The sequence below is a fragment of the Hyalangium minutum genome, assembly GCF_000737315.1.
In the GTDB taxonomy this organism is placed as follows: Bacteria; Myxococcota; Myxococcia; order Myxococcales; family Myxococcaceae; genus Hyalangium; species Hyalangium minutum.
This window is the reverse complement of sequence record NZ_JMCB01000002.1, coordinates 444,281-457,149: the sequence shown is the minus strand read 5'-3', so window position 1 is coordinate 457,149 and position 12,869 is coordinate 444,281. Positions and strand designations below refer to the sequence as shown.

General features: G+C 69.6%; 9 protein-coding genes. 2 read left to right on the top strand and 7 right to left on the bottom strand.

Annotated features, from left to right (window positions below; translation table 11 throughout):
- Positions 1 to 17: 17 nt before the first annotated feature.
- The 7 genes from DB31_RS05580 to DB31_RS05550 form a co-directional block, all read right to left on the bottom strand.
- Positions 18 to 1,094 carry a Kelch repeat-containing protein gene (locus DB31_RS05580; protein ID WP_169787011.1) on the bottom strand — a complete coding sequence of 359 codons (1,077 nt, stop codon included), beginning with the start codon at positions 1,092 to 1,094 and terminating at the stop codon, positions 18 to 20.
- A 23-nt stretch (positions 1,095 to 1,117) separates the two neighbouring features.
- Positions 1,118 to 2,200 (bottom strand): aromatic ring-hydroxylating oxygenase subunit alpha, encoded by a 1,083-nt coding sequence (locus DB31_RS05575; protein WP_044183284.1) that lies wholly within the window; start codon positions 2,198 to 2,200, stop codon positions 1,118 to 1,120.
- Positions 2,201 to 2,276: 76 nt separating this feature from the next.
- Positions 2,277 to 3,266 (bottom strand): ferritin-like domain-containing protein, encoded by a 990-nt coding sequence (locus DB31_RS05570; RefSeq protein ID WP_157231842.1) that lies wholly within the window; start codon positions 3,264 to 3,266, stop codon positions 2,277 to 2,279.
- 48 nt (positions 3,267 to 3,314) lie between these two features.
- Positions 3,315 to 4,499 (bottom strand): hypothetical protein, encoded by a 1,185-nt coding sequence (locus tag DB31_RS05565; protein WP_157231841.1) that lies wholly within the window; start codon positions 4,497 to 4,499, stop codon positions 3,315 to 3,317.
- A gap of 168 nt (positions 4,500 to 4,667) precedes the next feature.
- Entirely contained in the window at positions 4,668 to 7,145 is a 2,478-nt protein-coding gene (locus tag DB31_RS05560) for a heavy metal translocating P-type ATPase (RefSeq protein WP_044183278.1), read from the bottom strand.
- A gap of 87 nt (positions 7,146 to 7,232) precedes the next feature.
- Positions 7,233 to 8,681: a di-heme oxidoreductase family protein gene (locus tag DB31_RS05555; RefSeq protein ID WP_044183275.1), complete on the bottom strand. Its 1,449-nt coding sequence runs from the start codon at positions 8,679 to 8,681 to the stop codon at positions 7,233 to 7,235.
- Complete coding sequence (locus DB31_RS05550) at positions 8,678 to 10,084, bottom strand: RCC1 domain-containing protein (RefSeq protein WP_240486541.1); 1,407 nt, start codon at positions 10,082 to 10,084, stop codon at positions 8,678 to 8,680. Before DB31_RS05550 ends, DB31_RS05555 begins: the two co-directional genes overlap by 4 nt.
- A 159-nt stretch (positions 10,085 to 10,243) precedes the next feature.
- On the opposite strand from DB31_RS05550, the gene DB31_RS05545 reads away from it, so the two are divergent.
- Positions 10,244 to 12,157: a TonB-dependent receptor plug domain-containing protein gene (locus DB31_RS05545; protein WP_044183269.1), complete on the top strand. Its 1,914-nt coding sequence runs from the start codon at positions 10,244 to 10,246 to the stop codon at positions 12,155 to 12,157.
- A 29-nt stretch (positions 12,158 to 12,186) separates the two neighbouring features.
- The gene (locus DB31_RS05540; RefSeq protein ID WP_044183979.1) at positions 12,187 to 12,843 is read left to right on the top strand and encodes an HmuY family protein; all 657 of its coding nucleotides are present in this window, start codon (positions 12,187 to 12,189) and stop codon (positions 12,841 to 12,843) included.
- The last annotated feature ends 26 nt before the right edge of the window (positions 12,844 to 12,869 follow it).

Genomic DNA, 12,869 nt, shown 5'->3' with positions numbered 1-12,869 from the left:
TGGCCGGAGAGCCGAAGTCAGGGCGTGTAGAGCTCCGACGAGTTGAGCGAGCGCTCATCGCTGGCCCCGCCCGCAATCAGCACCTCGCCCGAGGGCAGCAAGGTGGCCGTATGGCCGCTGCGCGGCTCAGCCATGGGAGGCGCGCTGCTCCAGGTGTCCGTCTCCGGGTCATACAGCTCCGCCGTGGAGAACGTGCTGGTGTCATTGCGCCCGCCCGTGACGAGCACCTTTCCGGAAGGCAAGAGGGTGAGCGTGTGTCCCGTGCGGCCCTGGGCCATGAAGGCCGCAAGGCTCCAGGTGCCCGTGGCCGGGTCGTACAGCTCCGCCGTGGCCAGCACCCCGCCGCTCCCCTTGCCCCCCACCACCAAGACCTTGCCCGAGGGCAGCACCGTGACCCTGTGGCCCTCGTGGGGCGTCTTCATCGCCCCAGTGTTGCTCCAGGTGCCAGAGGCCGGATCGTAGAGACCCGCCCCGGCCACAGGTGTCGAGTAGCCTCCTCCCGAGAGCAGCACCTTGCCCGAGGGCAGCAGCACCGCCGCGGGCCTGATCACCCGCCCAGTGGTGACTGAGCCCGTCGCGGCCCAGGTGCCCGTAACCGGCTCGTACAGCTCGGCCGCGCTGGGCTTTGTGGGGTCACCGGGATCGCCTCCCACCACGAGGACGCGGCCCGAGGGCAGCGCCACCGCCTGGGGAAACATGCGGCCGCCGAGCATGTTCCCCGTGCGCTCCCAGGTTCCCCGCTCCGGGTCATACAGCTCGGCCGTGTTGCCAATGTGGGCGTCTCCCATGACCAGCACCTTCCCCGAGGGAAGCAACACCGCCTCATGGGTGTTTCGCGGCTCGTTCAGGGAGCCGGTCAGGGACCAGGCACCCGTGTCCGGGTCGTAGAGCTCGGCGCCCCTCACCTGGGTGCTCAGGCTGCTACTGGCCACCCCGCCCGAGACGAGCACCTTCCCCGAGGGAAGCAACACCGCCGCGTGCTCGCTGCGCGACAAGGTCATCGCGCTGCTCTGCGGCGGCCCGTTGCCTGGCGCTTCCTCCTCGCCACAGGCCACGGCGAGCATCAGTGTGACTGCGAGCCCAGCCCGGGTCATGACGGCATTCCACATGAGAGACCTCACACGAGCATCTTGAGCCGGGTCTCGTGCACCGGCTCGGAGGAGGACGCCTGCTTCTCGCGCTCCACCGAGCGCAGCAATCGGAGGATGGCGGGCCCCAGCACATCCAGCTCCGAGGAGACGTACATCTCCGTGCCGAAGCGGTGGATGGTCTCCGTCTGCTCCTTCAGGATGCGCGCGTCCTGCGAGAAGATGTGCAGCGCCACCGGCGTGAGGAACGGCTTCACCAGCCAGTGCGGAATGGGCAGCCGGAACGTCACCACCGCGTAGATGAGCGTGTCCCAGTCCGACACCGGCGTCATCGCCGAGGACACCATCAGGTGGCTGTCATCCCCGATGCGGTACTCCACCTGAGCGATGGACGGCAGCAAAAACCGGTCGAAGTGCTGCACCACCCCTCCACCCGGTGCCAGCACCTTGCCCACCAGCCCCTTCGGACGAGGCTCGCCGATGTACTCGGCCTCCACCCGATCCGAGCCGCGCCGCACCACCACCTCGATCTCGTTGCTCTTCTTGGCGGTGCGGAACAGGCCGCCGTGGAGAAACGCGGTGTGCGGCACGTCGAGCGTGTTCTCCAGCGCCGCGTGCAGCGAGCCGGGCGCCCGGACGATGCGGCGCACCGTGCTGTAGCCTCGCGCGTCCAGCAGCGGGAAGCGATAGGGCTCCGTCGTGGGCACCACCCCGGGCGTCGAGTAGACCCACACGAAGCCATCCTGCTCCCGCACCGCGTACGAGGCGGCACAGCGGGCCTTGGCGCGCGTGTCTCCGGAGAGGCCGGGGATGGCCCGGCACTCGCCGGCCGAGTCGAAGGTCCACCCGTGGTAGCCGCACTGGAGCTGGCCGCCCACGACGCGGCCGAGCGACAGCGGCACGTTGCGGTGCGGACAGCGATCCAAGAGCGCCGCGGGCTGCCCGCCCGCGCCTCGAAAGAGCACGAGCGGAGTACCCTGTAGCATCCGGGAGATGGGCTTGTGGCCCAGCTCGCGCGATGTACAGAGGATGAACCAGCTATTGGGCAGCCGGACCACCGAGATGTTGCCGGCCGGTGCCCCCGGCGTACGTGGCTCCTCGCGGGAACTCATGGGGTGCAGTCTAGCGAGCCGCTCGCCGCGTGCACGCTTCTCCTGGGCGGAGGAGAAGCGTACGCGGCCGGGAGCGCTAGGCGATCAGGGTCCGCAGCCCCCGGAGAAGCTGGAGAGAGGCATCGCGCGAGGGCACGCCCGCCTGCTGGATCAACGCCAGCTCGGGCTCCTCCTCGCCCAGCTTGCGCTCCAGCTCGTGGAACGCCTCAAGGCGGGCGTCCTTCATCCGTTGGCGCTCCTCGGGCGTGAGCAGCTCTTCCGCCCACTCCGCGACGGCCCAGGCCAGCTCGGCGTGGCGGAGCTCATCCTCGGCGATGCGGCGGAGCGCCTCTCGCACCTGAGCGTCCTGCGCATGCTGGGCCTGCCACCCAGCGACCACCGCGCCAAACGTCTCCCGGACGCAGCCTTCCTTCGCGTTCTCCAGCAGCATCGCCTCCAGCGAGCGCGGAGCGACCGGTGCGAGCTCCACCTCGGGCACGGAGGCGCCGTGTCGCTGGGCCAGCGCTCCGGCCGCGCGCGTGTGGCGGACCTCATCCCCCGCCGAGCGCCGGGCCGCGCGCACCAGTGAATCGGGAGCCCCGTGGGCCTTCAGTTCGTCCGCGAGCCGGAGGAAGGCGGGCACCGAGGCGGCCTCCATCCAGGCCATCTGGGCGAAGTGGACGCCCAGGGCACACCGCGCCTCCACCCGTGCAGCCTGGAGTCCCTCGGGCATGCGCCCATCCGACCCGCAATATGCCGGACTGATGTAGTGGCACCGGATCACCGGGCGTGTGCCCGTCCCGCCATCCAAATAGGTCACGGTCTCGCTATCCACCTCGCAGCTCTGGGCATTGGCGACCTGCGGCCTGCACACGTCCATGCAGGTGTCGTTCGTGGGCACACCGCCATCCAGCAAGTTCCCGTAGTAGGTCCGCGTCCCGGGACGCTCGGGATAGGGAATGCAACCTCCGTCATCCTCGGCGGAGCACGCCGTGAGCGACAGCGTGGGGATGGCGATCAACAGGTGGGCCACGGTTCGCCGGAGCCGGCGGTTCCGGGGAAACGAAGAGGGAGGGCCAGTACGCATCGTCGAAGACTCCTGAAGTGGGAGTGACTCCGGAGCCCCGGCCCAAGCTCACGGCATGGAAGACAATCGCAGATAGAGCATGCCACCGACAGGTGTCCGTCCGCCATAAGTGGACTCGAGGCGCTCTGGCACGAAGTTCACCGCCGCACGGAGGCCCACTCCTGGCACCACGGGCCCTACGTGGCCCAGGTTCCGCAGGTAGCCCAGGGCGAGCACAGTCACGGGGAAGGTCTCCTCCGCCAGCGGCTCGTCCAGGCTCAGATCATGGCCCGTCTTCTCGATGAGCTCGGCGCGACCGAAGAGCACGTTGCGGCCATCCAGGTTCAGGTTCGTCTCCAGGAGGTAGGCGTTGGTGCCGCCGTGCTCGCCCTCCACGTTGCGCCCGAAGACCGCTGTCGTCGCCCAGAGTCCTCCGTCACCGAGTGGCCGGTGGAACATGGCCGAGGCCGTGAGGCGGTGCAGCGGCTCATCCGCGTGGAGCACGTCATGGCTGGGGAGGTAGCCATAGGACACCTGCGCGCTGACCTCGGGCGTGGGGTTGACGCTCAGCCGCAGCGAGTAGGCGTCGAGCTTCCGGAAGTCGATGTCGAGGCGGTTCTCGTCGGGCTCGCGGCCGTTGAACCAGGAGCCCTCCAGCTTTGCCACGGGCGTGAGCAGGCCCGCAGTGAGCACGCCGAACGAGATGTGCGTGGAGTCCTGCCAGTGGTGGCTCAGGGCCGCCAGCGGATCCGACGAGGCGGACAGGCGATGCGGGAAGGCCGCGGGGCCGAGCGCGGGCTCCCCCGCGGGCGCGGCATAGAGCTGGAAGCCCCAGTTGTTCGAGAGCACATGGGTATAGACGGCGGCCAGCTCCATGAAGAGATCGTGCGGGTGCTGCCGGTCTCGCAGGGGCTCGCCCCGGTACGTCTCGCCGGTCTGGAGCAGCAGCGGATAGCCGCCGTGGTGCTGGGCGGTGAAGGGCTCGGGGCTGAGCATCACCCGCGCGCCGAGGCGCCCTGCTCCGAGTTCGCGGTCGGCCATCAGCATCAGCCACCCCAACCCAAGCGGGGCATCGCCACCGCGCGCACCTTGCTGCCAGTCGTACCCGCCAAAGAGCAGGCCGTGAACCATGAAGTGCCAGCCTGCCGCGCCCCAGTGGACTCCGATGTGAGGTGAGGCATCCGGCTGCCACGCCGTGCCCGAGGCCGTGCGCATCATCGGAATGTCGCGCACGGACTTCACCTCGGAGGCCATGGCCGCTTCAGGTTCCGCGTGGGAGTGCTGCGCCCCGACGCTCAGGGGAATCAGCACAAGGCAGACCACCAGCAATGCGTTGCGCATAGGCAGACCTTGAGTCCTTGAATGGAGAGGGTGGGGCGCGAGCAGGACGCCACCAACCCCAAAGAGGCGAGGAAGCGAGCGCTACAGAGACAGCTTGCGCAGCCGCAGCGCGTTGGTGATGACCGACACCGAGGACAGGCTCATCGCCGCGCTGGCGATCATCGGACTGAGGAGCAGACCGAACGCCGGATAGAGAACACCGGCCGCCAGAGGAACTCCGAGCATGTTGTAGACGAAAGCGAAGAACAGGTTCTGCCGGATGTTGCGCAGCGTGCCCTGGCTGAGCTTCCTCGCCCGGGCGATGCCTCGCAGGTCTCCCTTCACCAGGGTCACACCCGCGCTCTCCATGGCGATGTCCGTCCCCGTGCCCATGGCGATGCCTACGTCCGCCTGCGCGAGCGCCGGAGCGTCGTTGACGCCGTCTCCCGCCATCGCCACCACCCGGCCCTCGGCCTGGAGCTTCTTCACCACGTCTCCCTTGGCCTCCGGGAGCACTTCCGCCACGACCTCGGTGATGCTCAGCCTGCGCGCCACCGCCTCCGCTGTGGTGCGGCTGTCCCCCGTGAGCATCACCACCCGCAGGCCCTCTTGGCGCAACAGCGCGAGCGCCTCGGGCGTGGACGCCTTGACCGGATCCGCCACCCCGAGCAACCCGGCCGGCTGCCCCTCCGCCACCACGTAGACCACCGTCTGCCCCTCGCGCCGCAGCGACTCGGCCTGCTCGGACAGCGCGCCAGCATCCGTCTCCAGCACGGCCAGCAGCGCCGCGTTGCCCAGCGCCACGGCGGTTCCATCCACCTTGCCCGTCACGCCCTGGCCCGTCAGCGAGCGGAAGTCCTGCACCTGCGCCAGCACCACGCCCCGCTCCTGCGCTCCGGCCACGATGGCAGCAGCCAGTGGGTGCTCGCTGCCGCGCTCCAGGCTCGCGGCGAGCCGGAGCAGCTGCGCCTCCGCGAAGCCCGCCGAGGGCACCACCGACACCAGCCGCGGCTTGCCCTCCGTGAGCGTCCCCGTCTTGTCCACCACCAGCGTGTCCACCTTCTCCAGCCGCTCGAGCGCAGCCGCGTCCCGGATGAGCACGCCCGCCTGCGCCCCTCGCCCCATGCCCACCACCACCGAGATGGGCGTAGCCAGACCCAGCGCGCACGGGCAGGCGATGATGAGCACCGCCACTGCGTTCACCAGCGCATGCGCCAGCCGAGGCTCTGGCCCCCACATGCCCCAGATGATGGCCGTGACCACCGCTACCGCGATGACCGCTGGCACGAAGAGGGCCGACACCTTGTCCGCCAGCCGCTGGATGGGCGCCCGGCTGCGCTGGGCCTCGCTCACCCGCTGGACGATGCGCGCCAGCAGGGTGTCCCGCCCCACCCGCTCGGCCCGCATGATGAGGCTCCCCGTCCCGTTGACGGTGCCGCCCGTCACCTTCAGGCCCGGCGCCTTCTCCACTGGCAGGGACTCGCCCGTCACCATGGACTCGTCCACCGCGCTCCTCCCCTCCAGCACCACTCCGTCCACGGGCACCTTCTCGCCCGGACGCACGCGCAGCCGCTCCCCCGCGTGCACGTGCGCCAGCGGGATGTCTTCCTCCTGTCCGTCCTCACGGATGCGGCGGGCCGTGGCGGGCGCCAGGCTCAGCAGGGCCCGGAGCGCTCCCGACGTGGCACGGCGCGCGCGCAGTTCCAGCACCTGTCCCACCAACACGAGCGTGGTGATGGCCGCGGCCGCCTCGAAGTAGACGGGGATGCTGCCTCCGTGGCCAGTGAAGGCGTGCGGCAGTGTGCTCGGGAAGAGCGTGGCGAAGACGCTGAAGAGGTACGCCGCGCCCGTGCCCAGCGCGATGAGCGTGAACATGTTCAGGTGCCGGTTGCGCACCGAGGCCCAGCCCCGCTCGAAGAAGGGCCACCCGCCCCACAGCACCACCGGAGAGGCCAGCACGAGCTGCACCCACGCCAGCAGGCCCGGCGAGAACATCCGCTGCACCGGCTGCCCGGGAATCAGGTCCGACATCCCCAGGAAGACCCCAGGCACGGTGAGCACCAGCGACACCCAGAACCGGCGCGTCATGCTGATCAGCTCCGGGTCAGGCTTCTCCTCGGCCACGGCGGTGCGCGGCTCCAGCGCCATGCCGCACTTCGGGCAGGTTCCCGGGTGGTCCTGCACCACCTCCGGGTGCATGGGACAGACGTACTCCGTCTTCGTCTCCAGCACGGGCGCCTCGGGCTCCAGCGCCATGCCGCACTTCGGACAGGCCCCCGGATGGTCCTGCCGGACCTCGGGGTCCATCGGGCAGATGTACGTCGTCCCCGCCGGAGCGGGGAGGAGTGGCTCCGCCTGGGGCTTCAGGTACTTCAGCGGCTCGGCGCGGAACTTCTCCCGGCACTTCGGATTGCAAAAGAAGTAGGTGTGGCCCTCGTACTCGGAAGTGCCTCCCTTGGGGGCCTCGGGGTTCACCTTCATGCCGCAGACGGGGTCCACGGGCCGGGTGTCGCCCTCGGCCGGTACCGGAGCGTGCGAGTGGGCGTGGGAATGCTTCTCAGGAGGGTGAGGGTGGTTCATTGCTCTGTTCCTTTCACCCTGGCTGACGGAGCTCCCTTCATTCTCTTACGGTGGTCACCGGCACGTCTTCTGGCACTCAGACCCCGCTCAGAGGGACTCGAGGAATGCGAGGAGGGCCGTGCGCTCCTCGCGCGTGAGCCGCCGGACGTGCTCGCGTGACGCCTCGGCCTCGCCTCCGTGCCAGAGGATGGCCTCCATCACCGAGCGGGCCCGCCCGTCATGGAGCAAGCGCGTGTGTCCACTCACGGCCGCTGTTCGCCCCAGCCCCCACAGCGGCGGTGTGCGCCACTCCTGTCCAGAGGCCGCGAAGTCCTCGCGTCCGTCCGCCAGCCCCGCTCCCATGTCATGCAGCAGCAAATCGGTGTACGGCCAGATGAGCTGATGGGACAGCTCGGGGTGGCCCTCCAGTGCGCCTGTCTCCATCGATGGCCGATGGCACCGTGCGCACCCGGCACGGTGAAAGAGCTCCTTGCCTCGCAGCACCCGGGGCACATCCACCCCCTGGCGGGCGGGCACTCCGAGGACATGGGTGTAGAAGGTGAGCGCCGTCAGCTTGCGCGCGTCCACCTCGGGCGTGCCACCGTTGGGCGCGGCGAGGCACGCGGCCTGCGCGGAGGTGCAGGACTCACTGGGCGCCAGCGGCGAAGTGAGCCCCATATCGCCCGCCAGAGCACCGGCATTCTGATGCTCCAGATTCGGCTGGTTGGCCTTCCATCCAAAGCGCCCCAGTACGGTCTGCCCGAGCCGCCGGTTCCACACGCGATTGGGCCTGCCGGAGATGCCGTCCCCGTTCGCGTCCTCGGCATCCGCCCACTCCAGCAGGAGCGCCTCGGGCACGGCCGCCAACAGGCCAAGGCCGAACACCGGCTGGGCCACCCGCGGTGACAAGCGCGTGTCGGGCCGCAGCGGGCCATGGGCCAGATCCGTGAGGACGTACTCGGGAGCCTCGAGCGCATAGGGCTCACCGTCCTCGAAGGCCCCCGGCAGCTCCGTGGTGCGCACCTGCACGGAGGCTTCGGGCGGAACACCCGCTACGGCACGGGGCTGCAGCTGATCTCCGTAGGTAGGCTCCGGCACAGGAGCGCCCTGGGCGTCCGCGCCCGGCACACTCATCCGCACCAGCAACGAGAGCACGCCCTCCCCCGGACTGGGCGGAGCGCCTCTCCCGTTGCGCTGATGGCACGCCAGACAGGAGACCGCATGATAGAGCGGGCCCAGCCCGTCCCGATCCGTCCGGGCGTTGGGCGCCACGAGCCAGTCCACCTCGAAGAAGGCCTCGCCCACGAGAAACTCCGAGCGCCTCTCCACCGAGAGGTTCGCCGCGGGATGGGTAAAGGCCTCGGGGCTCGTATCCACCACGGTGGTTGCGCCGCCTGGCAGCTCCTCGCCAGGCTCCACGAAGTCATGGCGGGGCGGCGGCTCGGGTCCGGACGGCGCGGGCTCTTCCTCGGGAGGAAACGGAACCGGGGCATCTCCCGGGCTGCAGGCGGAGCTCGCCAGCCACACCACCAGCAGCGCCAGGCCCGGACCTCTCATGGCAGCGAGACCTGGATCGGCTCAGGGTAGGACCAGTTATCGAGCAGATCATCCCGGCCCAGGCTGCCGCGCGAGTTCCACCCCCACGTGAAGAACTTCCCATCCTCACGGATGGAGACGACGTGCGTGGCGCCCGCCCCCAACGAGGAGAGCCCCTTGAGCAGAGGAACTGAAGTCACAGGAACGTTGCTGTCCGTCTTGCCGCCGTTGCCGAGCTGGCCGTTGAAGTTCTGCCCCCAGGAGACGAGCGTGCCATCCGCCCGCCGGGCATAGCTCATGTTGGCGTTGGCGAAGACGGCGCGCGCATCCGCCAGCCCTTTGACCTTCACGGGCGTGGCGCTTTGCTCGTCCGGGATGGGCTCGCCAAAGCCGAGCTGGCCACTGGCATCCAGCCCCCACGAGGAGACCGTCCCATCCGCGTGCAAAGCGAGCACGTGGTCCCTGCCCGTGGCGATGTCGATCACCCCGGTGACACCGGGCACCTGCACGGGATTGGGATGGGCCACCGCATCCGAAGTGCCCTGGCCGAGGTTGCCGTAGGTGTTGCGCCCCCAGACCCAGACGGTGCCGTCCGCCCTCAACGCCACCGAGTGCATGGAGCCACCGGCCACCTTCACGATGTCCGTCAGCCCCACGGCCGTGACGGGGGAGTCCCTGAGGGCCTCCGAGGAGCCATCCCCCAGTTGGCCGGTGGAGTTGTCCCCAAAGGCTCGCACGGTGCCATCCGCCATCAGCACCAGACCATGGCGGTAGCCCAGCGCGATGGCCACCACGCCGCTCAGCCCCGGAATCCGCGTGGGGCTCGAGCGAGGCGTGAGGTCCGCCGTGTGGGGTGAGCCCGGCTCGGGCGGAGTCCCCACGCCAAGCTGCCCCTGCGCGTTCTCGCCCCAGCTCCACACGGTGCCGTCCGCCTTCAGCGCCAGGGACTGGTTCTGGTTGAAGGCCATGGCGGCGACATCCTCGAGGGTCGGCACCTTCCGCGGCAGCTTCTGGTCCTCCGTCACCGCGGCGCCGAGGCCGAGCTGCCCCCGGTTGTTCCGGCCCCAGGTGTAGAGGGAGCCGTCACGGATCACCCCGCTGTGCAGCCCGCCGCCTCCGCTCTGGTTTCCGAACAGGAAGGTGGTGCGCCCCTCCGTGGTGTTGCCAGCGGCGTCCTGGGCGCGCAGCACCAACGCGTTGGCACCCGGGCGGGGAGTCACCTCGAAGGCAAAGGCGCCCAGAGCCTCCAGCTGCGTCACGTCCAGCGCTTGCGGCGTCCCGCCATTGAGCTCCCAGGCGAGGGACACCAGCTGCCGATCATCCGTGGCCAGCCCCTCCACGCGCACGCGCCGCACGGTGATGCTCTGGTGCATCGTGGGCGACAGGACCTGAACCTGCGGCGCCTGCGTGTCTGGGTCTGGCAAGGGGCCGCGCGGGGCGCCAGGGTCCGATCCACATGCAGCGAGTAACAGCGCAGCAACAAGGGCCAGTGGGCGAAGGAGCATACGAATCCCGACAATAGGAAGAAGTTGTCTCCCTGACATATTTGACTTTGATAATCAGTATCAATATCGTGGTTATCTATGTCGGGGCGCTGGTGTCTTCTCTTCGTGGCGGTCGCCATTCCGTGGAGGGCCTGGGGCGAGGAGCCCTCTGACGGCGGCGTGGAGGCTCCTCCCGCGCAGACAGTGGTGACGGCCGCCCGTTCTCCCGAGCGGCTGGAGGACACTCCGGTCGCGACCGAGGTCATCACCCGCGCGGAGATCGTGGCCAGTGGGGCCCAGAGCGTCGCGGAGCTGCTCGGCGCCCAGCCGGGGCTGGAGGTGCAGTCCACGTTCTCGGGGGCCACCCTCCAAGTGCAGGGACTCGGGCCCGAGTACGCGCTGGTCCTCGTGGACGGCGAGCGGGTCAACGGGCGCGTCAATGGCGCGGTGGACTTGTCCCGCATCTCTCTGGAGGACATCGAGCAGGTGGAGATCGTCAAAGGTCCCTCCTCGGTCCTCTATGGAAGTGACGCGGTGGCGGGAGTGGTGAACCTCATCACCCGCCGGGCCCGCCGCCCGCTCGGCGCCGACCTTCGTGTGACGTACGGGAGCCTGCGGCAGGCCGACGTGGACGCCACGGGTGAGATGCAGCGGGAGGACTGGGGCCTGCGGGTGAGTGGAGGCCTACAGCGCCGCGATGCCTACGATTTGGAGCCCGCGGACATTGGCACCACGGGCAGCAGCCTCGCGGGCTTCCAGGTCTCCGCTCGCGGGGACGTGCGCGGGGAGTCTTCGGAGCTGGCCAGCACGCTGTCCTACTCCCGGCGCGTCCAGCGCGGAGTCGACCTCGGAGCGACGGGCGCCACCTTCGACCGCGCCAGCCGGGATGACACCTTGTCCGTGAGGCTGTCGCCCTCCTGGCGGCTCAGTGACACGATGAGCCTCCGCACGGAGGCGTACTACACGGGGTTCAAGCGCCGCTACCTGCTCGACCAGCGCCAGGGGACCGCGCTCGACTCGGTGGAGGACACGCGGGATCAGCTGGCCCAGCTCGGCGGTCAGCTCGATCTGAAGCTCGGAGAGCGGCATGTGCTCATCCAAGGCGTGGAGCTGCTCGGAGAGCACCTCGCAGCGGACCGGCTGGACAGCGGGAGCGGGCAGCGGGGCCGCGCGTCGCTCTACGTGCAGGACAACTGGACGGTGCTCCTCCAGCCGCGCCTCATCCTCGTCCCGGGGGCGCGGCTCGATCTGGACTCGCAGTTCGGCCCTGCCATCACGCCGCGGCTCGCACTGCGGCTGGATCCGCATTCCCGCGTCACGCTCCGGGCCAGCTATGGCTGGGGGCTGCGTGCGCCCAGCTTCCAGGAGCTGCTGCTCGACTTCGAGAATCCCTCGGTGGGCTACACCGTGCGCGGCAATCCGGACCTGCAGCCCGAGCGCTCCCGCAGCGTGAACCTGTCCGTGGAGTTGCGGCCCGCCGCGCCGACTCTGCTCTGGCTGAGTGGCTATCAGCACTCGCTGCGGGACATGATCACCATCTCGCTCCGGCAAGACACGGAGGGGCAGCACTTCATCTACACCAACCTCGAGCGGGCCAGCGTCCGCGGAGGCGAAGTGGGCCTGCGCCAGCGCATCCCCGGCGGCCTCACCGTGGACGCCAGCTACACGCTCACGGTCGGCAGGGATCAGACCACCGGAGAGCCCCTGGAGGGCCAGGCCCGCCACCGCTTCACGGCCCAGGCCACCTGGCGCTTCCGGCCCTGGGGACTGGAGGCGTGGGTGCGCGGCGCGCTCGTGGGCCCCCGCCCCTTCTACCCGGACGTGGACGGGGATGGGACCGCGGACCCGTATCAGTCCGACCCCTACGTCTCGCTGGACGCCCGCGCCTCTCAGCAGCTCCCCGCGGGCTTCCGCCTCTTCGTGGCCGGCTCCAACCTCACCGCGACTGGCAACACCACGGATCTGCCCATCCTGCCTCGCACCTTCCAAGCCGGGCTGTCCTTCCAGCTCTGATGCTCCTCGCTTTCCCTCAGGTGACTCGCATGCGTGCCCTGCCCCTTCGCCCCGCGCTCCGCCGTCCCCTCGCCTCGGTGCTGCTCCTCACGGGGTGGCTGGCGGCCTGTGGCCCGGACCTCCAGCCGAATCCCGACGACGTTCCCGACATCGAGGATCCTGGCAACGCGCCGCAAGAGCCGAACATCCGCCACGTGGACAACGGCGACGGCACCCTCACCACCACCCTCGACGCGACGAGCTCGGAGAAGTGGATCGGCTTCGACCTGGATCAGCGTCAGCAGGTAGAGGGGACCGAGGACAAGCAGTGGGACTTGGCCTTCCAGCGGTTTCACATCCGCGTCCGGGGAGGCGTGAATGGCAGCGGAGCCGTAGCGGCGGCCATCCTTGCGGACGCGGACTTTGCCCAGGTGAGCCAAGCCCCCGCGGAGGGGTACGTCACCGACGCGGAGGATGGTGCCGACGAGAACACGGACCCGGACACCGCCTTCGAGTCGGGAACGGCCTGGTACAGCTACGACCCGAGGACGCACCAGCTCTCGCCGCGCAGCATGCTCTATGTCGTCCGGACGGATGAGGGCGCCTACTTCAAGGTGCGGATCCTGTCCTACTACGACGCGGCAGGGACCCCAGCGATGTTCCAGCTCCACTGGGGGAGCGTGAAGCCGCCTGCCCCTCAAGGATAGGGCTGGGACACGCACGCCCATGAAGT

Excerpts from the sequence above, each read along its gene's own strand:
- DB31_RS05540 (WP_044183979.1), top strand. The coding sequence starts at position 12,187 with ATGCGTGCCCTGCCCCTTCGCCCCGCGCTCCGCCGTCCCCTCGCCTCG.
- DB31_RS05570 (WP_157231842.1), bottom strand. The coding sequence starts at position 3,266 with ATGCGTACTGGCCCTCCCTCTTCGTTTCCCCGGAACCGCCGGCTCCGG.
- DB31_RS05560 (WP_044183278.1), bottom strand. The coding sequence starts at position 7,145 with ATGAACCACCCTCACCCTCCTGAGAAGCATTCCCACGCCCACTCGCAC.
- DB31_RS05580 (WP_169787011.1), bottom strand. The coding sequence starts at position 1,094 with ATGACCCGGGCTGGGCTCGCAGTCACACTGATGCTCGCCGTGGCCTGT.
- DB31_RS05555 (WP_044183275.1), bottom strand. The coding sequence starts at position 8,681 with ATGAGAGGTCCGGGCCTGGCGCTGCTGGTGGTGTGGCTGGCGAGCTCC.
- DB31_RS05565 (WP_157231841.1), bottom strand. The coding sequence starts at position 4,499 with ATGGCCTCCGAGGTGAAGTCCGTGCGCGACATTCCGATGATGCGCACG.
- DB31_RS05545 (WP_044183269.1), top strand. The coding sequence starts at position 10,244 with ATGTCGGGGCGCTGGTGTCTTCTCTTCGTGGCGGTCGCCATTCCGTGG.
- DB31_RS05575 (WP_044183284.1), bottom strand. The coding sequence starts at position 2,200 with ATGAGTTCCCGCGAGGAGCCACGTACGCCGGGGGCACCGGCCGGCAAC.